Source organism: Ignatzschineria sp. RMDPL8A, assembly GCF_029815055.1.
Taxonomy (GTDB): Bacteria; Pseudomonadota; Gammaproteobacteria; order Cardiobacteriales; family Wohlfahrtiimonadaceae; genus CALZBJ01.
This window is the reverse complement of the sequence record NZ_JAPPWA010000002.1, coordinates 563,718-585,802: the sequence shown is the minus strand read 5'-3', so window position 1 is coordinate 585,802 and position 22,085 is coordinate 563,718. Positions and strand designations below refer to the sequence as shown.

Below are 22,085 nucleotides of genomic sequence, written 5' to 3'. Positions count from 1 at the left end.
AAATAAACTCACGCGCTAAAAAAAGGAAAAATGATATAATTGAGACCTTTGTTTTTTATCCCATTCACGGAGTCACTTCATGCGTTTAATCAATGATGCCATTTCCGGAATGCAGATCCTCTTTGTCGCCTTTGGCGCGATGGTTCTCGTTCCGCTATTAACTGGCTTAAATCCATCTATGGCGCTTCTCGGCGCAGGGATCGGTACCCTTCTTTTCCAACTCGTTACGAAAAGAAAAGTACCGATTTTTTTAGGCTCGTCGTTTGCGTTTATCGCACCGATCATCTTCTCATTACAAACCTGGGGCATGGGCGCAACCATGTTCGGCCTTTTTGCCGCTGGGTTTATGTATTTTGTCTTTGCGGTGATCATTCGCTGGCGCGGCATTTCGATGGTGAATCACCTCATTCCTCCCGTTGTAATCGGCCCTGTGATCATGGTGATCGGGCTCTCAGTTGCAGCAACAGCAACGCAAATGGCGATGGGAATTAGCGGCGGCGAGCACATCGTTGGCGACACGCTTTCGATTTTACTCTCTGTTTCAACCTTTGCGGTGACCGTTTTAATCACCATCTTCGGTAAAGGGCTCTTCCGTCTAATTCCTATTTTAGGCGGGATTTTAGCCGGCTATATTATTGCCCTAATCTTTGATATGACTGGCGTTTCAGCAGCGCTCAATAATGGTCAAGAAATCTTAAATTTCAGCAATCTCTCTTCTGCGGCGTGGTTTGCAACCCCTGAATTTCATAAACCTGAAGTGAACTGGATGGCCGCGCTCTTTATGCTTCCTGTGGCGATTGCACCGGCCATTGAGCATATCGGCGGGATTATGGCGATCGGAAAAGTGACTGGAAAAGATTACACCAAAGATCCCGGTCTTGATAAAACGCTCGCGGGCGACGGCCTTGGCGTCTGTGTCGCGGGCTTAATCGGCGGTCCTCCGGTAACCACTTACGGCGAGGTAACCGGCGCTGTGATGATCACAAAAAATGATAACCCCAAAATTATGACTTATGCCGCCATTTTTGCGATCGCGATGGCATTTTTCGGTAAATTTAACGCCTTTTTAAACTCGATTCCCCTTCCTGTGATGGGCGGTATCATGATTTTACTCTTCGGTACCATTGCGAGCATCGGACTTAAAACGCTGATCGATGCGAAAGTGGATATTATGATCCCAAGAAACCTTGTGATTATCAGTGCAACACTAATTGCGGGCGTTGGTGGATATACCGTTAATATCGGCAATTTCCCCTTCTCAGGCGTTGGATTAGCGGCAGTTTTAGCGATTGTGTTAAATCTCATTTTACCGCACCCAGCTCCTGAAACGCTGACCGGAAGTGACAAGGAAAGCCAATCATAATGCTGCATTTTGATACACTTGATCAGCATTTTCATGAAAAGATCTACCGCTCCTTTAAGGGGCGGTTGCGTCTTAATGTATTGGCGCGAGATTTTAATGCGCTCAATCTCAATGATCGTCCGAAAAAGGTGCTCGATATTGGCGGCGGAAGCGGGATTTTCTCCCTCTCTCTTGCCGAAAAAGGCCACGACATTACTCTAATCGAACCCTCAACCATGATTGAAAAGGCCGAGCTTAACTTTAGTAATGCAAAATATCCTGCTACCTTTTTTAAGGTTCGCGCTGAAGAGATTGATACGCTCAATCTTCCTAACACCTTTGATCTAATTCTCCTCCATGCGGTTCTTGAATGGACCGAATCGCCGAAAGTAATTTTAGAAAAAGTCCTGCCCTATCTTAAAAAAGGGGGCGTGCTCTCGCTGCTTTTTTATAATAAACAGGGGCTCATCTTTCACAATCTTATTCGTGGGAATTTCCGTGTGATTGAGCATGAAACGGAAGATGAAGGCACCTTTAAACGCCATCCAGGGAGCTTAACCCCGATCAATCCGCTCTCACCGGTAACAATGAAAAAAACGCTTTCAGAGCTTGGGCTTTCACCGCTTAAACAGAGTGGGGTTCGTGTCTTTCACGATTATATGACCAAGAAAAATCAAGAGAAAATCGAGGAGACAGAACGAATTGAGATGGAACTTCACTATGGTGAACTGCCTGAATATTGCCACACGGCGCGCTATCTACATTGGGTCTATCAAAAATGAGTGAGCACTTTTTAGCGCCCTTTCATAGTGATCATTACGCCATTTTTACGGAAAAACTCCTTACGTGGTTTGATGAAAATGGCCGCCATCATCTGCCGTGGAAACCCTCTGACGCGTTCGATCTTAAGACCAATCTCTATCGTGTTTGGGTATCGGAAATCATGTTGCAACAGACGCAAGTGGCCACCGTCATTCCCTATTTTGAGAATTTTATGGCGCAATTTCCAAGCGTTGAAGCGCTTGCCCTTGCCCCAATTGATGAGGTATTAAAAGCGTGGGAAGGGCTAGGTTATTACAGCCGCGCACGCAACCTCCATCACACCGCGATTGCCTTATGTGAAAATTATGGCGGACTTATTCCTGATCAATTTAACGCGCTAATTGAGCTCAAAGGGATTGGAAAGACCACTGCGGCCGCCATTTTGTCGCAAGGCTATAATCTCCCCTATGCCATTTTAGATGGTAATGTGCGCCGTGTGCTCGCCCGCATTTTAGGCTGTACCGCCCCGCGCAATCAGCTCGATAAAATCTTGCAACCTTTCGCTGACACCTTCGCCTCTAAAGAGCGCCCCGCTGATTATACTCAAGCGATTATGGATTTTGGCGCGACACTCTGCAGTAAAAAGCCAGCCTGTGAACGCTGTTTTTTCCAAGCTCACTGTTTGGGATATCAACACGATGAAGTGGCTCAATTACCGCGCCCAAATCCTAAAAAGGTGAAACCCACTCACACGCGCCATCTGCTTATCTTTGAAAGTCCTTCTGATTATGCAAATCACACCGAGCAAACGTCTGACGAACCCTGTTACTTTTTTGAAGAACGCCCCGATAAAGGCATTTGGGGTGGGCTCTACTCCTTTCCTGAACTGTTAGAACAGGACGACCCTATCAATTGGTGTAAAGAAAATAGAGTTACGCCCGAAAATCATTTCGAAATTGATGCCTTTCGTCATCAATTTTCGCATTATACCTTAATCGGAAAACCACTCCTTATTGTGCTCAAACCAGCGAAAAAACGCCTCTTAAACGAACTTTACCCAAGCGGAATTTGGGTAAAAAAATCAGAACTTTCCCGCTATCCAGTACCGAAACCAATCGCAGATCTGCTACAATTACTCAAGGTTTCCATTCCATTACAACAACCGATTAGGTAGATATGAGGCAGAGTAGTTATAGGCTTGAGAGGTCAATGTATCGCAATTGTCTTCGCATGCTCGCAATCGTCGGGCTTGCGCTCTTCTCAATTATCTATAATTATGCCACAGCCTCCCCTTTTAAAGCCGGCAAAGAGTCGGTAAAAGAGTGGATTAAACAGTATGGATTTCTCACCTTTGAGACCAAAACATTCCTCGATCAGCGCAATAAAAAAGGCGCAGTGGAAGCGATGCTCGGTTATATTAAGGAGCGTAAAGATCGTTCCGATGAGAGCAATTTAGCCTACGCCGATACCCTCTTTTTAATGGCTGAATTTAATGAAGACCGCTTTTTTGCACGCTATCTCTATCAAAAAGCCAAAGAAATCTACGCGGAATATCCCGATCAATCACTACGCGTTGCCGATAGCTATGAGGGGTTAATTTGGACCTATGATTATCTTGAGGCGGATCGTTTAAAAGTGATCGAGCTCCTTGAAAAGTCCGTTGAAATTCGCAAAAAAGCGCCCTATTCACCGCAATATAGCGCCTCTTTACGGATTTTAGCGTGGTTTAATGAGCTTGAAAGTAACATTGATGTCGCCGGCGAGCTCTACCATTTAGCCCTAGAGAAGGATCTTGCGAACTTAGGCTTTAACGACATTCGTACCATTTTAGCCTTTGAAAATTATGCACTTTTTTATATCGATTATGAGGATTTTTTACAGGCAGAAGCAGTCTTAAAAGAGAAGAAGAAATTGCATGAATCGATCACCAATCAAGACCTTTATAATTTAGGCCGCACCGAATCGATGCTCGGCTGGGTGACCATGCGCTTAGGCAAAGAGAGCGAGGCGGAAAATTACTATTTAGAGGCGCTTAAAAATACTAATATAAGCCTGACGGGCGATGCTAAAGAGACGCACTATTACTCCATTACCGCGCTTTTTGATCTCGTTTATTTTTATACCGAGACCAAGCGCCCTGAACGTGCCGTTCCCTACTATAATCGGGCAACCCAGCTCCTCTCGTATACCGGCGAAGAGGATATTTTTCAGTTTATTCAGGAAGTGGAACCTGAAAAAATCGATGAGGAATTTTCCGGTACATTCCCTTGGTCGAACCGCGCACACCTCAAAGGGGTTCGTACTCTACTCACCTATTTAGACAAAAGGAGATAACACCATGGCAACCTATGTGATTGGCGATATTCACGGGTGTTTCGATGAGTTTATTGATCTTCTCGAAACGATCGAATTTGATCCGCAACAGGATACGATTTATCTCGTCGGCGACCTTGTCAATCGAGGGCCAAAATCGCTGGAAACGATCGAATATATTATGCAAAATCGCGACTCGATCTTCCCTATTTTAGGCAATCATGATCTCTCTTATCTTGTCTATGCTGAAGGGCATATCGGGCTTCGTCCACGCGATACCTATGAAAGCCTTCTCAACGCGCCAAATCGCGATGAGATTATCGAATATCTGCGCCATTTACCGCTCATGATCTATCGTCAAGATCTTGATATTGCCATTGTCCACGCGGGGATTCCACCGATGTGGTCGATCGAGGAAGCGCTTGGGTATGCGAAAGAGGCTGAAGCGTATCTGCGTACCTTTAATAAAGAGGACTATCACGAATTTACCCGCACCATGTTTGGCAATACGCCAAGTGCGTGGTCGCCTGATCTAACCGGGATCGATCGCATTCGCTATATCATCAATGCCTTTACCCGCATGCGCCTTCTCCATGAAGATTTCGCCCTTGATTTTGAAACCAAAGAGCAGGCATTTGATGCCGAAGGATTAACCCCTTGGTTCTCGATCCTGCGGAAATCATCACCCACTCAGATCATTTTCGGGCACTGGGCAAGTCTTGGCTTTCATGAAGAAAATGCAACGCTCTGTATCGATAGCGGTTGCGTGTGGCAAGGGGAGATGACCGCCGTTGAGATCAGCAGTTATCCCTTTAAAGTCGCGCAGGTGAAAAGCAATGCCGGCATCGATATCACCCACAAAAAAGATACCCTTCTTTTTTAGGATTCTTCAATTAAATATTGACGTAAAAAAGCCGAGTTCTTATGGAAACTCGGCTTCTGTTTTGTGTGATGATTCATGATTAAATCACATTAAATCATCTTATTCTCGTACTTTAACCAGTTAACCATTGGGGTTACTGCCCACATCATAATCTGAATTCATCTCATAATGCTGGATAAAGTAGAGGTGGCTTGTGTACTGATCGACAATGTCATTGCTGATATTATCTTTGGTATAGCCCATAATATCGTAGCCTTTACTTCCATCATCGAGGTATACCTCGGCGCGGAAATATTTTTGATCATCGGCGAGATCATCGCCTCCTTCGGTGGTACTTGCCCCTTCATGCCCAAAGTCCGGTTTGAGATAGTGGCGCGCTTTAACGCGATACATAAAGTTCGCATTTTCACCATGCTCCACCTCAAAACGCACATCGCAATCATCGACCTGAGTAATAGTGGCTTTAATGCCCTGCTTTGCAAATTCGGCTTTTACCTCTTCAAAGGCGGGCAAAATCACGGCTTCAATAAATTTCACCACATGGCCACGACGAGGATAGACCACTAAATTACGCAAGCGCTTCTGCCAACCGCCCGAATCGATCGTGCTCGGCTGAACATACATCTGTGCTTTATTACGAATATCGATCTTACCGTAATCCATGCGGAGCGCTTTAAAGAGCCCGAAGATTGAGAGCAAGATGATAATGCTAAAGGGGAATGCTGACATAGTCGAAACCGTTTGCAGCGCTTCAAGCCCCCCGTTAATAAGGAGCACAACGGCGATTATACCAGTAATCGAGCCCCAGAAAATCCGTTGCCAAAGCGGGGTATCGGTTAGCCCTTGTTTAGATGCAAGCATATCCATCACAAGCGCACCAGAGTCGGCACTTGTCACAAAGAAAACTGCAACCATCACAACGGCTACAAAGGAGATAATGCCCCGGACGGTCTCCGCAGAGATAAAGGTTTGCACCCCTTCAGATACCGGGAAATGGCTAATAAAGGCAAAGAGCGCTTTGGAGCTACCATCTTGCCCGAGGAGTACCTCTTTAAGCTCCATAATGCCGTCGTTCGCGATCATATCGATGGCTGAGTTACCAAAAGTGGTCATCCAGAAGAAGGTAAAGCCCGCTGGAATTAAGAGCACTCCGCCAACAAAATTACGAATGGTACGGCCGCGAGAGATACGCGCAATGAACATCCCCACAAACGGAGACCAAGCAATCCACCAGCCCCAATATGCAATCGTCCAACCGCCGAGCCAGCCTTCAGTAATCTTTTTCACCTCAGGGGAAGCCGCGGCTTCATAACTATATAGGTTAAAAGTTTTGTTGATAATGTCGGAGAAATACGCCCCGATATTTTGCATCAACGCCTGCATTAAATAGACCACTTTACCGCCAAATAGGAAGATAAAGAGCACCAGCACAAACGCTAGCACAAGGTTCGCTTCTGAGAGGATTTTAATCCCGCGATCAAGCCCCATACTCACTGAAAGGGTGGCACATGCCGTCGTGACGATAATTAAAATCACCTGCACACCAGGGGTTACTTGAATGTGATCTGGGAAGATATAGCTCAATCCCGTATTGATCTGCATGACTCCAAATCCAAGCGTTGTAGCCACACCAAAAACCGTACCAACCACGGCAAAGGTATCGATCGTATCGCCCCAGCGGCCATAAATTCGATCGCCAATCATCGGGAAAAGCGCTGAACGAAGTGCAAGCGGCAAATTCATTCTAAAGCTAAAGTAAGCGAGCACAAGACCAACAATTCCATAAATCGCCCACGCGTGTAAGCCCCAATGGAAAAAGGTGATATTCATGGCTTCTTTCGCCGTTCTCACCGTTTCCGCATCCCCAACGGGCGGCATTAAATAGTGTAAAAGCGGTTCGGCAACCCCAAAGAACATGATCCCGATCCCCATTCCGGTTGAAAAAAGCATCGCGAACCAACTGCCGTCACTGTAAGCCGGTTCTGAATGGTCAGGCCCGAGTTTGATCGTACCGTAGCGACTGAGCGCCACAACGACAAATGAGATAAGAATCACCCCTACCGCAAGGAGATAGTACCAACTTAAATTTTCGGTGATCCATGCGAGGATATCGGCAAAAAATGACTTCGCATCAGGGTGAAAGAGCGCCAGTGCAATGATCGAGAAGATGATAAGATTTGCACTGATAAATACAGGGAGATGCAGCGCAGAATAGAATCGTTTTTGCGTCTCCTTTTCTGGCATTATTCCTTTTTGATCGGTTACCGCCATATTATTACTTTTCCTTCCTCCAAAATTAAGCTCTGGAGATAATTAACAAAGATCTGTTTTAATCGGTGAAAAATTGCTATAGAATTCATCAGCTAAGTTAAAACAAGTTTATAAGCCTACCATAGTGACATAACAATTTCATGTCGAAAACCGTTTTTATTGTCGACTTTTACCTAAGATTACCCTATTTTCCTCCCAAAGTGCTACATGTTTTATCTAATTTTACTCATCCCACTCTTCCTGATTTTGGGCTTTTACGCCATCGTGATTCTGTTTGGTCTCTTTGGGACGCTCGTTGCTCTACTGCGCCCTAAAAGGGTGAAACAGAATAATGACAACGAAGATCAAGCGGATGAATAATTATTCCCCCTAAGTGCTTAGCAAAAGTGGCTATTTTTGGTAAACTGTACCGTTTTAGTAGTCACCTATTTCGCTTGGCAAAGGGAGCTCTTTATGACCCGTCGCATTCTCGCAATCACCTTCATTTCACTTATGGGAAGTGCTCTTTCACACGCACAAATTTCCTTTAATGTGACCGAAAAAATGGCGCAAGATTACGATTTTATGACCCGCTCCATTATGCTTAAAATGCATACCCTGCAAGATTCCAAAATTAAAGAAGGCTTACTAACCGAATTTGAGTCGCGCTGCATTGCCATTAATACCGTCGATCTGATGGGTAACAGTGCCGCAAATGAGCTCAATCGCATCACCGAGCAATCGATGCAAGGCGTTAAACCAAGCTTAAAAGATGAGGCGTTTATTGACGAGGTTCAAAAGCGCTACCTACCCTTTATGCAGCTCATTGCTGCCGAGTGCAGTCTTGAGCAAGAACGACTCAACCAAACCGAGAAGGAGGCCAATCATGACCCTCTCAACTAAAGATGTACAAAAAATGCTGCAACGCACCGAATTTGCCACGAGTGCCAATGATTTAAAGCAGCTCCCTGAGAGCCGTTCTGAGATCGCGTTTGCCGGCCGCTCGAATGCGGGCAAATCGAGCGCGCTCAATCTCATTACTTCCAAACGCAACCTTGCGCGCACGAGTAAAACGCCCGGGCGTACGCAATTGATCAACTATTTCACCGTTAAAGATGATCTCTATTTAGTCGATCTTCCCGGATACGGCTATGCAAAAGTGCCAGAACGAATCCGTCTGCACTGGCAAAATATTTTACAAAACTACTTTGAGAGTCGCGAAACCCTCGACATGCTCATTATGCTCGTCGATTCGCGTCATCCGCTCACTGAGCTTGATCTTCAAATGCTTCACTGGTGTGAATTTCGTGAATTGCCGACGCACGTCCTCTTAACTAAAGCGGATAAATTAAGCCGTAATGAGGCCTTTAAAAACCTCCAACGCGCGAAAAAACAGCTTGCCGAATTTGAGATGCCGCTCACCGTGCAACTCTTTTCATCGACAAAACCAGACATTGGCCTCGATGAGCTCTACGGCTATTTAGGCGAATGGCTCGATTTTTACGGCAATCCTGATAATTTCATCGAGGATGACGGGGATGAGTTTGATGACGCAGCTGAGTTCGACGAGTTCGATACAGATGAATTTGACGCAGACGACTCTGACGACGTTTTAGAGGAGCCTTCTTCTAAATGATGCAGAACCTCTCCTTAATCGCAGATTTTGGCGCTACCTTTTCTCGGCTAGCGCTCTACGCAGATGGAGAGATTTTTTCTCAAATAACCCTCGAGTCACGACGCTTTCAGTCGCCGCTTGAGGTGATTGAGCATTATTTAGAATTAACAGCCCAAAACGCGCCTCATGCGCCGGATCATTACCTTATCGCGATCGCCTCTCCCCTTGTGGAAGACGCGGTACAGCTCACTAATAATCATTGGGAATTTTCCCAAAAAGCGCTCCGAGAAGCCCTTAAAAAACGGGGCGGAACACTGACGCTCATTAATGATTTCAAGGCGCTCGCTTATAGTCTATTAAAGCTCGAAAAGACCGATATTCGGGTTATTGGAACAAGCGAAGCCAATTTAGCGGAATCCGATTCGACTAAGGCTCAATCGTCTAATTCAAACCAAAACGCGCCGATCATCAAAGCACTGATTGGCCCCGGATCTGGCTTTGGAACGGCCACCTTAGTGGTGCCCGCTTCCTCGATTCCCACTCATTCTGAACCGATCATCATTGCGTCAGAAGGCGGGCATTCGGTCTTTGCACCCTTTGATCAAGAAGAGATTGCGCTGTTATCACTTTTAAGTAACACCCCCTCCCTTCTAAAGGGGAAACTCGCGCCCTATCCGATCATTTTGGAAGATCTACTTTCCGGCACCCATGGGGTTAAGCGATTAATTGATGCGATGGCGCTTTTATACGATAAAAATCCAACCTTTAATTCGCCGGAAACCTTACTCCATTCGGCGTTAACGGAAAAAGAGCCCTTTGCGAGAGCCGTCTTAACGCGTTACAGCTTACTGCTTGCGACGATAGCGAGCAATATCGCGCTCACAACGGGTGCACGGGACGGGATCTACATTGGAGGAGGTCTTGTTCCCCGCTTTGCTGACTTTTTGGCAAACAGCCCATTTCGGAAGCGGTTTGAGGAAAATCTTACCGTCAATAATTATCTAAAAACAATACCCACCTATCTAATTGAGCATGCCGATCCAACCTTAATTGGCTTGCAATATCTGGCTGATCGACTCAATCAGCCATCACAATAAGGAGATGATATATGTTATCCCATATTCAAAACCACTATAACGAATTACGTAAATCGGAAGCGAAAGTGGCCGATTGGGTGCTCGATCACCCCAATGAAACGATCGAGCTTTCCATCAGCGCCCTTGCGGAAAAAGCCGGCGTTTCTGAGCCGACGATTATGCGTTTTTGCCACGCGCTCGGATATGATGGATTTCACACCTTTAAGCGTCTTTTAACCGAGAGCTTAAACTCCGGCGTTCCCTTTGTGCACGGCAGCATCTCGCCCCACGATTCAACGGCCAATATCATCACGAAATTGATCGATCAATCAAGTGCCGCCCTATTAAAAACCAAACGCCATCTTGATCCGAAAGAGCTCGATAGCGCCATTGAGATTTTAGAGAAAGCCAATCAAGTGATGTGCATTGGGCACGGGGTATCGGGCGTTGTTGCGCAAGATATTCAGCAAAAACTGCTTCGCGTTGGGATTCCCGTTTCCGCCTATACCGACCATCACGTCCACAGTTTAGCGGCTAGTTTATTGACGCCAAAAGATGCCTTAATCGCCGTCTCGCACACCGGTAAAAGTGAAGATGTGGTGGATTCTGCCCAATTTGCGCTTAAAAATGGGGCAAAAGTGATTTCACTTACGCAGAAAGATTCCCCCTTAGGAGAAATCTCCAATGTCGTCTTAGAATCGGGCACCATTGAAGATACCTCAGAATATATGCCGATGATTTCGCGCCTTGCCGACCTTGCGATTGTGGATGTTCTCCTTGTGACGCTGGCGCTTAAAAAAGGGCCTGAATTTAGAATTGCGATGGAAAAATCGCTCAAAATCATCGATGCAAAACGCGTTAAAGGCGAATAAAACGGATGCAAAAGTATGCTTTGCTCATCGAATATGATGGCACTCATTTTAAAGGTTGGCAGAAACAAGCAACGCCGCCGGTGCGTTCCATTGAGGAAGAATTAACTCGCGCGGTCAGCTTTGTGGCAAACCATGAGGTGGAGATTGTGGGCGCAGGCCGTACTGATGCGGGCGTTCATGCGTTTAACCAAATTGCACACTTTGAAACGGATGCGAAACGCTCTGCCTTTGCGTGGAAAATGGGCATCAATTCCAATCTGCCGGAAGACATTGTGGTGAAAGGTATTTTTGAGGTGCCCGATGATTTTCACGCACGCTTTAAAGCGGTGGCGCGAACCTACAAATACTTTATCCGCGCCTCTGAACACCGAAGTGCGCTCACGCGATTTCATCATACTTGGATTCACTATCCGCTCTCGCCTGAAAAGATGCAGAAAGCGGCCAATTACCTCTTGGGCGAGCAAGATTTTTCCGCCTTTCGCTCAAGTGAGTGTCAATCAAAATCAACCCATCGCAACGTCCATTACATCAAGATCATTCCTCATTCAACCGAGGTGATTGAGATTGAGATTAAAGCGAACGCTTTTTTGCATCATATGGTGCGCAACATCGCCGGTAATTTGATTGAGATCGGCCGTGGGAAATTTCCGCCGATATTTATGAAAGAGGTGCTCGATAGCCGTGATCGCACTAAAGGCGCGATGACCGCTCCACCACAAGGACTCTATCTCTATGAGGTTGAGTATCCAAACCTTCAATTTATCGTATAATAGGAACGATTCACTGCAAAGGAGTGTCGATGGAATTTAATCTATTTAGCTTTTTACTCATGCTATTCCCGCTCATTATGGCGATCTGTTTTCACGAAGCGGCACACGCATGGAGCGCTCATAAACTCGGGGATAACACCGCCTACGCGCAAGGCCGCGTCACGCTCAATCCGCTCTCCCATATCGATCCTGTCGGCACCATTGCAGTGCCTGTTTTGCTCTGGTTTTTAACGGGCGGATCATTTTTATTTGGCTGGGCACGCCCCGTTCCAGTCAATCTGCGTAATTTTAAAAACATCAAGCGCGACGATACGATCGTCTCTGCCGCGGGGCCTCTTTCAAATCTATTGATGGCGCTCATCTGGGGGCTGATCTTTGTGATTGCTCTTAAAGTTTCAATGAATGATTCAGGGGAGTCCATCTCTACCGCATCAGCGCTCTCTCAGATGGCATTTTTCGGGATCTATATCAATGTGCTCCTGGCCGTCTTTAATCTTATTCCGCTTCCACCCCTTGATGGAAGCCACATTTTGCGTAACTGGCTCTCGTACGAGGCTGAACAAGTCTATCGGAAAATTGAGCCCTACGGCATCTATATTTTAATGGCACTGGTATTCTTTAATATCCTCCCGATCGGAATGATTTCAGCGGGAATCACCAACGTCATTATCTCTTTCTTTTCACTTCTTTTTTAAGGAACATTATGCAACATAAAACGGTTCTGACCGGAATTACAACCACTGGGATTCCTCATCTGGGTAACTACGCCGGAGCGATTCGTCCTGCAATCGAGATGAGCCAAACGCATGATCATTCTTATTTCTTCTTAGCGGATCTTCATGCCCTCATTAAATGCCAAGACCCTGAGCGCGTCTTTGAGTCCCGTAATGCGATCGCTGCAACGTGGCTTGCCCTTGGACTTGATACCGATAAAGCGGTGTTTTATCGCCAATCGGACATTCCGGAGATCCCTCAAATTATGTGGCTGCTCAATTGCGTCACCGCAAAAGGGTTGATGAATCGTGCGCACGCCTATAAAGCGTCGGTCGATGAAAATACCGAAAGCGGTCAAGACCCTGATAAAGGCGTCACCATGGGGCTTTTCTCCTATCCGGTTTTAATGGCGGCGGATATTATCACCTTTAATGCGCACTATGTTCCGGTTGGCCGTGACCAGATTCAACACGTTGAGATGGCGCGCGATATCGCCCAACGTTTTAATCATATCTATGGCAATGAATATTTTGTGCTGCCGGAAGCGAAAGTAGAAGAGAATACCGCGATTCTTCCCGGCCTTGATGGGCGTAAAATGAGTAAGAGTTACAACAATACCATTCCGCTCTTCCTCCCTGAGAAAAAGCTGCGTAAATCCATTATGCGTATCGTCACCAACTCCCTTGAGCCCGGTGAGCCGAAAGACCCGGATACATCGCATCTGTTTGAGATCTATAAAGCCTTTGCAACGCCGGAGCAAACCGCTGAGATTCGTCAAGCGTATGCTGATGGAATTGCTTGGGGCGAGATGAAACAAACCCTTTTTGAGCTCTTAAATAATGAATTAAAAGAGCCTCGTGAGCGTTATGAGGAACTTCTTGCAAATCCTGCAGAAGTAGAAAAAATCCTCCAAAATGGTGCCGAGCGCGCCCGCGAGCGAGCGTCTAAAGTATTAGCCGATCTGAAAGCGATGGTGGGGTTACGCAACTTTGTCTAATCTGACTCATAGCACCGATTCCAACGAGGCACTTGAGGATAATCAGGCCATATTTAAGGGCGAGCCGGTTGAAAAGCCGCTCGACCTTTTTATTCCGCCCGATGCCCTTGAAGTTTGGCTTGATGAATTTGCCGGCCCGTTAGATCTCCTCCTTCATCTGATTCGGAAAAATAATTTCGATATTCTCGATATTCCCATTGCAGAAATCACCACGCAATATATGGAGTATATCGAATATATTGAGAAAAATCGTTTCGAGCTTGCCACCGAATATTTGGTAATGGCGGCGTGGCTTGCGGAGATTAAATCCCGTATTTTACTGCCAAAACCGCCCTCCGCTGAAGACGATGAGATTGAAGAAGATCCCCGTTTAGAGCTGATTAAACGGCTGCAAATCTATGCGCGCTATAAACAGGTGGCCCATGAGCTTCACGAGATGCCCCGCCTTGATCGCGATATTCATCTCGTTGAGCCAGAGCTTCCGCCACTTAACCTCTCAACGCCGCCGCCGACAGTTGCGCTGCACGATCTTGTCTATGCACTCGAAAAGCTGCTTAAACGTGCCGAGCTTAAAAAAAGCCACACGGTAACCCGCGAGCGGATCTCCGTTCATGAACGCATGTCTGCCATTGTTGAGCGCATCACAAGCGCACGCGAATGCACCTTTGAGGCACTTTTTGATCCTGAAGAGGGGCGTTACGGCATTACCATTTCGTTTTTAGCGATTTTGGAACTGACGCGAAAACAGATCATCGCGCTCGAGCAAAATGATGCCTACGATACGATCCATATTCGTCCCTACGAGCGTAAAAAGAGCGCCGCAAATGAAGCGCCTCTCTTTGCCGCAGAGGTATCATAAAGCACAATTTAAGACATGATTAGATTAATAACTGTATGATTTTATTGATTTATTTAATTTTTGTGTTACGATGTTTTTCATATTGATTCGCTCGTATAGCATTCAATATAAATCCATCAAATAACAATCCAAACGCCCTCTCTTTTGATAGGGCGTTTTCTTTCATAGGATTTATTACAACACAGCAATTAAATTATTAAGGAGTCTATTATGGTTCGTCTTTTTGCCCGTCTTTCACTACTGATTGCGCTCTCTTTGCAAGTTATCTTTGCCCACCCCATCGATCTTAATCGAGCCACCAAAGCAGAATTAACCCTTCTCAAAGGCATTGGCGATACCCGTGCGGAAGCGATTATTGACTATCGCAATGAGTCGCCCTTTAAATCCGTTGATGAGCTTCTTAAGGTTAAAGGCATTGGCCCTGCTATTTTTGCAGATATCAAAGATGAGGTTGTCATTAAGTCAAATGAAACGGATACCCCGAAAGATACCAAAAAATCGGTTAAAAAAGAATCCTCTAAAACGAATCTTGACGCACAATCTGGTGCCTAATCTTCCCTTACGCAGATGATACCACTCCTCCCTCATAGCGAGCATCATCGGCGTTTTGAGCAATCTCACCCTTGTATGACTTCAAACATTCCTGTCGGCGCAACCTTGCTTGAAGTCACGGTGGGATTGCTCATCTTTTCCATTCTTCTCACCTTTTCAATCCCCTCCTATTATCAAGCGCTCGAACGTAATCGCTTTAAACGCACAGCACATACGCTCTTTGACGATCTCAATCACGCCAAGCAGCTTGCCAATCACCACAAGCGTTCGATCTCCATCTGCCCTACGATTAATCAAACCCACTGTAGCGATAATCCGCAGAGTTGGGCGTACGGCTGGCTCCTCTTTTTTGATGATGATGCCACATGGTCACCCGATGAGCCCTCAATTATTCGCGTAACTGAGCTGATTAAACCGCCCAAAAATCTCATCATTAACCCCAATCGCAATATCGCGCAGGGATTATCGATTGCTCCACTAAGACGCATGGGAAAAACGCAAGGAACGGGCCTTCCCAACGGGCGCTTTACCCTTTGCGCACACGCTCAAAAAAAGATGACGATCTATATTAATGTCTTTGGGATGGCACGCTTAGAAGCGAGTGATCAATCATGTCATCCATAAAATTCTACAACAATAAAAAACCGCCCTTTCGATTATTACAATCTTAAAAGAGCGGTTTCTAACTAAATTAAACCTTACTAAATTAACGCGTCAAACTTATGATGCTGTTGAGTCTGAAAACGTATAGCTTGGTGCTTTCGCATCATTGTTTTTCTTGATTTTAAACGGCGCAATGATCAAGATCGCGATTAAAAGTAGACCTAAATAACCAATTAATGGGTAGAAATAAGCAACTAACTTCGTGAATCCTGCAAAGCTTGCCACAAATCCTACCAGGCCTGTGATCGCAGCGAAGATGTAAGAACGCTTGGTCTGCATCTGCGTGAAACGCGCTACAAATGCGTAGTACATCGCAACGCCTGTGTTATAGATCATGCCGAAAAGTACCACAGTCATTAAAATGCCTAACACTGGTGACAAGTCTTGGATAATTTTAAGAAGCGGTAATCCCACATCTTTCACATCTTCGATTTTAAGGAAGATCGCGTAGTGCGCAACAATGATCAATACCCCGATAGCAAGACCACCTAACAGGCCGCCCCACGTGGCGATTTTTTCATTTTTCTCGCTACCCCCCATTACTAGTGCCATGCCAGCGCCTACTGCTGTATTAAACGAGACGTAGTTCACTGCTGAAATAAACCAGTTCGGAAGTGAGCTCTCCACAGAGGTTGCAATTGGCTCAAGCTCAGAAAGCGGTGCATGATTGCTAAATAAACTATACGCACTGATGATCGCTAATGCCAGGATTAAAAATGGCGTGATCGCACCAATTAATGTAATCACACGATTGATCGGAAGCAAAACTGTCGACACGACAAGAAGCGTCATAATTAAGCTGCCCACCCAACCTGGAACGCCATATTGCTGATTGAGCATACTGCCCGCGCCCGCCACCATGACAACGCCCACCCCAAAGAGGGTGAAGATAATAATGTAGTCCACGGCAACGCCCATAAACTTGCCGCTTAAACGGTAAATCGCATCATCGTGCGAGGTTGCGCGAAGACGGCTTCCCATCTTCATTAACATCATCCCAAGATAGGCAAATAGCCCGGTTGCGACAATTGCGCCCAAGGTTCCCATTGTGCCGAAACTGGTGAAATATTGTAAAATCTCTTGTCCCGAGGCAAAGCCTGCCCCAACGATTACGCCGACAAAGGCGAACGCCATTTGAATGATCTTAAACACAGAAATATCCCCCTATTTTTGTGATTATTATAAGTTTTTATAATTTTTATAATTCTGTTTTTGGTTTGAAACGTTGTATTTATTTTGTAGTTTATTTTTGTTACGCCTCTATATAAACCATATTCTATTTAATAAAACAAATTTTTTACCTCTCTTTGCATGATTTTCACTCAATTTTTTGAACGGTTTTCTACGGAAAATCCTATTTTTAAACCCTCTTTTCGTTAAACTACCTACATGCAACTCTATGAAGTGTCACAAAAAAGCACTCACGCTCGGAGTGCTTTATTAAGATTCACTATTATTCCACGTCCGGTTTGTGCTCTAAGCGTTTCCCAAGATAGAAATCACTTCGAGTATAACGCTGATAGAGTTTTCGAAGGGCCACCATTAAAACCGCGCACGCAGGCAGCGCTAACAAAATACCAAAAAAGCCAAAGAGCGATCCGCCAACCATCAGCGCAAAGACCACCGCAATCGGGTGCATGCCGAGCTTATCGCCAATTAAGACCGGCGTTAAAAAGAAGCTTTCAAGGGCTTGCCCAATCCCAAAAACAACCCCTACAAAGACTAAATTAAGCCACGCGCCATCGAACTGAAACCACGCCACTAAGAGCGCAATCACAATGCCGGTACTCGCCCCAAGATAGGGAATAAAGCTAATCAGCCCCGCCGTTACCCCGATTAACACGCCATATTCAAGTCCAACGATGGAGAGCCCAATACTATAAACTGCCGCGAGCGCCAGCATTACCGAGAATTGCCCCCGCAGAAAACTGCTGAGCATCTCGTTTGATTCCTCTAAAAAGTTAAGCACCATCGGCGAATAGCGACGCGGAATGAGCGATTCGAAGGATTTTGAGATCGGCTCCCAATCGCGCATAATGTAAAAGCTCAGCATCGGAATTAGCACGATGCTCGCAATAAACCCAACTACCGCTAGCGTTGATGAACCGAGCGTACTCATCAATTGAGTACTTAAATTTTTAAGAAAGGGGACGCTACTGCCAAAGGCCTCTTTGATCGACGCTTGATTTTCCATAAAAAGATCGGTGGCAAAGAGCGCCTCAATTTTCGGAAAGAGATTCTCCTGAAGCCACGCATAGTAGCGCGGAATGTCCTGAATGAGGCTCACTACCTGATTAATTAAGACCGGAATGGCGATCAATAAAATAATTAAGATCGCGAGCACAATGAGCGCAAATACGATCGATACCGCAAGCGTACGTGAAATCCGTTTTGATTGAATCTTATTAATTAGAGGATTTGCCAAATAGGCAAGTCCAAACGAGATCAGAAATGGAGTGAGCACGGAGGAGAGGCGATACACGAGGTATACCGCGACAATAATTCCAAGCCAAATCACGATTTGACGATTGAGCGCTTTAAAATCCATACAGGTCTCCAAAAGCATTTGATTAATATAAAAAAGTATTTCGATTATACCAAACTCACCCAGTAAAAAGCCTCTCTTTTCTTGATCTTAAAACACCTATATCCCCCAATAGGCAAGATTTTTTTTGCAAAATCGCTTAGAATAGACCCTCTATTTATTTTTCATTATCGACGGATCATTTCGCTATGCGTCATCTATTTATGATAAGTTTATTGCTGTTGGGACTCGAAACTTCTGCGCTCGCCGATGAGCTCGATCAGTTTTCCATTCCGCTACAGAAAAAAGAGCATGAATATGGGCGCTGGATTATGCTCGGCGCGCCGGTTAAAGAGTATCCCGTCTGCTATCAGGTCTGGAAGTGCGATAAATCGCATCTTGACAATCAAGCCATACAGCGCGATAAATTGCCGGTGGGAAAATGGGGCGTGTGTGAAAATTATCTCGACCCCAATCCGCAAAATCCGAACTTTTGTAGCCGGTGCGATGTCGCTCCGCCGAGCCAACCTTGTTACTAATTTAGTCCAACATTTATCAATAAAGATTTCATGGTGCAAAGAGAATTATCAGCCACTTCGCTGATTGAAAAAATCGATGCCGAATTGCCACAAACTCAATGTGAGCAGTGCGGATTTCAGGGCTGTTATGCCTATGCCACAGCGGTTGCAAGCGGTGAAGCAGAGTATAATCGCTGTCCTCCCGGAGGCGAGCCTGTATTAAAAGCGCTCGCAAAAGTGCTCGATCGTGAGCTGATTCCGCTTGATCTAACGTGTGGGGAATATAAAACGCCTCAAGTTGCGTACGTTGATGAGAGTCTTTGTATTGGGTGCGCGAAATGCCTGATCGCCTGCCCCGTTGATGCCATTGTCGGCACGCGCCGAATGATGCATCAAATTATCGAGTCTGAATGTACCGGGTGCGAGCTCTGCATTCCGCCCTGCCCGCTCGATTGCATTGAGATTAAAAAACTGCCCAATAAGATTGATCTATCTGAACAGATTGGGCTCACGGAAGCGCAGCGTAAACGCGCCGATTATTCTCGCGAACGCTTTAATGCGCGTAAAGCTCGAGAAGCAAAACGCGAAACCATTACCGAAACGACGCCCCCTGCGGAAGAGCTTGAGCTTGCCGATCCGGTTAGCAGTCACGAGATGCTTTCGCTGATCGATATGGCCCGCCAAAAATTTAACGATAAATAATTTTAAAACGCTATGACCACCCCGAAAAAAGAGTATCAACGTTTAATGAATAAAGAGGAGATCATCTCCTTTTTTACCCGTCTTCGCGACGAAAACCCCAAACCCACCACCGAGCTTAATTTCAATTCCACCTTTGAGCTTCTTGTTGCTGTTCTACTTTCGGCGCAAGCGACCGATGTCGGCGTTAATAAAGCAACCGGCCCTTTTTTTAAAGTCGCTAATACGCCAGAAGCGATGGTAGCGCTCGGTGAAGATGGGATTCGTGAATACATTAAAACGATCGGTCTTTTTAATACCAAAGCAAAAAATCTCTATAAAACCTGCCAAATTTTGGTAGAAAAACATAACAGCGTCGTCCCCGATACCCGTAAAGAGCTCGAAGCGCTTCCCGGCGTTGGACGTAAAACGGCCAATGTAGTATTAAATACCGCGTTTGGAAAACCGACCATGGCCGTGGATACCCATATTTTCCGTCTTTCCAATCGCACCGGACTTGCACCGGGGAAAAACGTCCGTGAAGTGGAAGATAAACTCGTCAAACGCATTCCAAAAGAATTTATTTTAGATGCGCACCATTGGCTCATTCTCCATGGGCGCTATACCTGCGTCGCGCGTAAACCCCGCTGTGCAAGTTGCGTCGTTTATAACGAGTGTCAGTTTAAAGAGAAAACCGACGAATAAACTGTTTTAAGATCATTAAAATCATTAAAATGGGATCAATAAAAAACCTTCGCTCTTATTAAGTCGAAGGTTTTTTTGTTGCCTATTATAAAACTCGTAAATCTCGATTTTTGGTTTACGAATACTCAACACCAAGGAGCTGCGTCATCAATTGACGAACCGGCAAACGCTCGGCAAAAGGGGCATTTACATTGGCCCAAAGTGCGCGAAATTGCGCGCGATCTTCCGGCGCTTTATCTTCCATCATCGGATGGGTTAAAAAGTATTGTGCTGGGAAACGAGCGGGCTCGCCCTCTAACGCTTGGAGCTGACGCAGTCCCCAATTGACCACAACGCGCGCGGGATACCCGCTCCATTCACGGGTGATCTTAATATCAAATTCATTGGCATACGAAAGCGCATTTTTATAGAGTTCATCGGCGCCGGATTCATGACTCATTAAAAAGGCTGTGGCAAGCCCAACTGCCGGCGCGCCAAGTGCAAACGCGGTATCAATATGCGTTTTATTCACCAATCCGCCCCCGATAATATAGGGTACAGTTAAATTATCATTGGCCTGTGCGATGAGCGTTAAGGCTGGTTGCGCGACGTCCATAGGATCGCCTAGAAACGTATCGCGTATACCACTGGCTTCCAATCCTTGAAGATAAATAATGTCTGCGCCCTTCTCTTCCCAGAAAAGCGCCTCAAGCATGTGCGTTGCGTGACCAATAATTGCAATGCCGCGCTCTTTGATGCGCGATAAAATCTCATCGCTCGGCACGCCCAATGAAAAACTCACTGCGCTGACGTTATATTCAAACAGCACATCAAGCATGGTATCGAGATCGGTTAAACGACCTTCGCGCGAAAGGAGCGTTGTGAGCGCAATATCACTCCCTTCAAATACCGGAGAGATGCGATTGAGCGCGCGGGTCATCCCTTCAGAATCTTCATCTTTTTGGACATTGGCAAAGAGATTCACGGCAAACGATCGATCGGTCAAAGCACTAATCTCATCGAGGCGATCGCGCAATTCTGCTGCTGATAAAAATCCTGCCGCAAGCGTGCCTAATCCGCCATGATTGGCCACTTCCGCAATCAATTCTGCTGAATCCGCATCGTGAAGCGGTAGCTGAATAATCGGATAGTCGATGGATAACTGATCTAAAAGCTTGGCTTGATTGTCGCTCGTCATAATCTCTCCAGTTGAAATAATTGTTGCGTCGTTTCGGTCGTTTCCGCCGCGACTTTTTCTAAACTACTCTCACGTATTGTAGCGATCTCTTGCGCAATCGTATAGAGATCTTTTGGCGTATGGATCGCCCCTTTGGGTAAAAATGCATTGGGCATCGAGGGTGCATCGGTCTCAAGAAGGTAACTATCCTTTGGAAGTGCTTTTAAAATAGCGCGCAATCGCATTGCCCGCGGATAGGTAACCGCGCCGCCAAACCCTAGTTTAAAGCCTAATTCAATGCACTGCTCCGCTTGTTGTAAACTGCCGGAAAATGCATGAATCACACCGCGTAAACCACGCTCCTTACGGAGCTCTCTTAAAATAAGATCCAAGGATTTTCGGCTATGAATAATCAGCGGTAGATCAAATTCTCGCGCAAGACGCACATGGGCTTTAAAAAGCTGCTCTTGCCGCTCAAATTGAGGATTTTCAATCATCAGATCAAGCCCGCACTCCCCGATCGCTACCAATTTTCCCGCATGCATTTTAAGCGCAGTTTCTAACTGTTTTAAATCGTGATCGGTGTGAGTCTCCATAAAATAGGGATGAAGCCCAAGCGCCGGATAGACTGAAGTGTCCGCCGCTGCAATCGCAAGTACATCGCTAAAGGAGGCCGCGGTTGTGCTCGGCAGTACCCACGCTGTAATCCCAAAAGCCCGCGCCTCTTTAAGATGCTCGGGATAATCGGGTATTAAGCGCGGATCATCAAGATGAATGTGGGAGTCAATAAGTGAAATCGCTCTGCTCATATCGGGCTCTTTATTATTCATTTTCTC

The 22,085-nt window shown here is 45.9% G+C and carries 24 protein-coding genes; 19 read left to right on the top strand and 5 right to left on the bottom strand.

The window, feature by feature from the left end:
• The first annotated feature begins 79 nt into the window (after positions 1-79).
• Genes OXI21_RS04275 through OXI21_RS04255 form a run of 5 tightly spaced genes read left to right on the top strand, consistent with a single transcriptional unit; the run spans position 80 to position 5,300 of the window.
• Positions 80-1,363 (top strand): uracil-xanthine permease family protein, encoded by a 1,284-nt coding sequence (locus OXI21_RS04275; protein ID WP_279618325.1) that lies wholly within the window; start codon positions 80-82, stop codon positions 1,361-1,363.
• Positions 1,363-2,124 carry a methyltransferase domain-containing protein gene (locus tag OXI21_RS04270; RefSeq protein WP_279618324.1) on the top strand — a complete coding sequence of 254 codons (762 nt, stop codon included), beginning with the start codon at positions 1,363-1,365 and terminating at the stop codon, positions 2,122-2,124. The genes OXI21_RS04275 and OXI21_RS04270 overlap by 1 nt, the downstream gene beginning before the upstream one ends.
• A complete protein-coding gene (gene mutY, locus OXI21_RS04265) occupies positions 2,106-3,278 on the top strand; it encodes an A/G-specific adenine glycosylase (RefSeq protein WP_279618323.1) in 1,173 nt (390 codons plus the stop codon). The genes OXI21_RS04270 and mutY overlap by 19 nt, the downstream gene beginning before the upstream one ends.
• 35 nt (positions 3,279-3,313) lie before the next feature.
• On the top strand, positions 3,314-4,438 hold the full coding sequence (locus tag OXI21_RS04260) for a hypothetical protein (protein WP_279618322.1): 1,125 nt from the start codon (positions 3,314-3,316) through the stop codon (positions 4,436-4,438).
• 4 nt (positions 4,439-4,442) lie between these two features.
• On the top strand, positions 4,443-5,300 hold the full coding sequence (locus tag OXI21_RS04255) for a symmetrical bis(5'-nucleosyl)-tetraphosphatase (RefSeq protein ID WP_279618321.1): 858 nt from the start codon (positions 4,443-4,445) through the stop codon (positions 5,298-5,300).
• A 120-nt stretch (positions 5,301-5,420) separates the two neighbouring features.
• Here OXI21_RS04255 and OXI21_RS04250 read toward each other — a convergent pair whose 3' ends face one another.
• Entirely contained in the window at positions 5,421-7,544 is a 2,124-nt protein-coding gene (locus tag OXI21_RS04250; protein WP_347815508.1) for a BCCT family transporter, read from the bottom strand.
• A gap of 234 nt (positions 7,545-7,778) precedes the next feature.
• Between OXI21_RS04250 and OXI21_RS04245 the strand changes: the two genes are divergently transcribed.
• The 11 genes from OXI21_RS04245 (at position 7,779) to OXI21_RS04195 (ending at position 15,629) form a co-directional block, all read left to right on the top strand.
• Complete coding sequence (locus tag OXI21_RS04245; protein ID WP_279618319.1) at positions 7,779-7,931, top strand: hypothetical protein; 153 nt, start codon at positions 7,779-7,781, stop codon at positions 7,929-7,931.
• Positions 7,932-8,024: 93 nt separating this feature from the next.
• Positions 8,025-8,453: a hypothetical protein gene (locus OXI21_RS04240; protein WP_279618318.1), complete on the top strand. Its 429-nt coding sequence runs from the start codon at positions 8,025-8,027 to the stop codon at positions 8,451-8,453.
• Positions 8,437-9,186, top strand: a complete 750-nt coding sequence (gene yihA, locus OXI21_RS04235; protein ID WP_279618317.1) for a ribosome biogenesis GTP-binding protein YihA/YsxC — start codon at positions 8,437-8,439, stop codon at positions 9,184-9,186. Before OXI21_RS04240 ends, yihA begins: the two co-directional genes overlap by 17 nt.
• The gene (locus OXI21_RS04230; protein WP_279618316.1) at positions 9,183-10,262 is read left to right on the top strand and encodes a glucokinase; all 1,080 of its coding nucleotides are present in this window, start codon (positions 9,183-9,185) and stop codon (positions 10,260-10,262) included. Before yihA ends, OXI21_RS04230 begins: the two co-directional genes overlap by 4 nt.
• Positions 10,263-10,273: 11 nt before the next feature.
• Positions 10,274-11,113: a MurR/RpiR family transcriptional regulator gene (locus OXI21_RS04225; RefSeq protein WP_279618315.1), complete on the top strand. Its 840-nt coding sequence runs from the start codon at positions 10,274-10,276 to the stop codon at positions 11,111-11,113.
• A gap of 5 nt (positions 11,114-11,118) precedes the next feature.
• Positions 11,119-11,883 (top strand): tRNA pseudouridine(38-40) synthase TruA, encoded by a 765-nt coding sequence (gene truA / locus OXI21_RS04220; protein WP_279618314.1) that lies wholly within the window; start codon positions 11,119-11,121, stop codon positions 11,881-11,883.
• Between the two features lie 29 nt (positions 11,884-11,912).
• Positions 11,913-12,578: a site-2 protease family protein gene (locus OXI21_RS04215; protein ID WP_279618313.1), complete on the top strand. Its 666-nt coding sequence runs from the start codon at positions 11,913-11,915 to the stop codon at positions 12,576-12,578.
• A gap of 8 nt (positions 12,579-12,586) precedes the next feature.
• Positions 12,587-13,594, top strand: a complete 1,008-nt coding sequence (locus OXI21_RS04210) for a tryptophan--tRNA ligase (RefSeq protein WP_279618312.1) — start codon at positions 12,587-12,589, stop codon at positions 13,592-13,594.
• Complete coding sequence (locus OXI21_RS04205; RefSeq protein WP_279618311.1) at positions 13,587-14,453, top strand: segregation/condensation protein A; 867 nt, start codon at positions 13,587-13,589, stop codon at positions 14,451-14,453. The genes OXI21_RS04210 and OXI21_RS04205 overlap by 8 nt, the downstream gene beginning before the upstream one ends.
• Before the next feature lie 210 nt (positions 14,454-14,663).
• Positions 14,664-15,005, top strand: a complete 342-nt coding sequence (locus tag OXI21_RS04200; RefSeq protein WP_279618310.1) for a helix-hairpin-helix domain-containing protein — start codon at positions 14,664-14,666, stop codon at positions 15,003-15,005.
• A 75-nt stretch (positions 15,006-15,080) separates the two neighbouring features.
• Entirely contained in the window at positions 15,081-15,629 is a 549-nt protein-coding gene (locus OXI21_RS04195; RefSeq protein WP_279618309.1) for a hypothetical protein, read from the top strand.
• Between the two features lie 96 nt (positions 15,630-15,725).
• Here OXI21_RS04195 and OXI21_RS04190 read toward each other — a convergent pair whose 3' ends face one another.
• Positions 15,726-16,820: a hypothetical protein gene (locus tag OXI21_RS04190; RefSeq protein ID WP_279618308.1), complete on the bottom strand. Its 1,095-nt coding sequence runs from the start codon at positions 16,818-16,820 to the stop codon at positions 15,726-15,728.
• A 301-nt stretch (positions 16,821-17,121) separates the two neighbouring features.
• The gene (locus OXI21_RS04185; RefSeq protein ID WP_279618307.1) at positions 17,122-18,216 is read right to left on the bottom strand and encodes an AI-2E family transporter; all 1,095 of its coding nucleotides are present in this window, start codon (positions 18,214-18,216) and stop codon (positions 17,122-17,124) included.
• Between the two features lie 185 nt (positions 18,217-18,401).
• On the opposite strand from OXI21_RS04185, the gene OXI21_RS04180 reads away from it, so the two are divergent.
• Genes OXI21_RS04180 through nth form a run of 3 tightly spaced genes read left to right on the top strand, consistent with a single transcriptional unit; the run spans position 18,402 to position 20,093 of the window.
• Positions 18,402-18,731, top strand: coding sequence for a hypothetical protein (locus OXI21_RS04180; protein WP_279618306.1), 330 nt, complete (start codon positions 18,402-18,404; stop codon positions 18,729-18,731).
• A 30-nt stretch (positions 18,732-18,761) separates the two neighbouring features.
• Complete coding sequence (locus OXI21_RS04175) at positions 18,762-19,412, top strand: RnfABCDGE type electron transport complex subunit B (RefSeq protein WP_279618305.1); 651 nt, start codon at positions 18,762-18,764, stop codon at positions 19,410-19,412.
• A 45-nt stretch (positions 19,413-19,457) separates the two neighbouring features.
• Complete coding sequence (gene nth, locus OXI21_RS04170) at positions 19,458-20,093, top strand: endonuclease III (protein ID WP_347815507.1); 636 nt, start codon at positions 19,458-19,460, stop codon at positions 20,091-20,093.
• 115 nt (positions 20,094-20,208) lie between these two features.
• On the opposite strand, the gene OXI21_RS04165 is transcribed toward nth, so the two are convergent.
• Together OXI21_RS04165 and OXI21_RS04160 are read right to left on the bottom strand one after the other, a co-directional pair.
• Positions 20,209-21,270 (bottom strand): nitronate monooxygenase, encoded by a 1,062-nt coding sequence (locus OXI21_RS04165; RefSeq protein WP_279618303.1) that lies wholly within the window; start codon positions 21,268-21,270, stop codon positions 20,209-20,211.
• The gene (locus OXI21_RS04160) at positions 21,267-22,079 is read right to left on the bottom strand and encodes a TatD family hydrolase (protein WP_279618302.1); all 813 of its coding nucleotides are present in this window, start codon (positions 22,077-22,079) and stop codon (positions 21,267-21,269) included. The genes OXI21_RS04165 and OXI21_RS04160 overlap by 4 nt, the downstream gene beginning before the upstream one ends.
• Positions 22,080-22,085 lie beyond the last annotated feature (6 nt).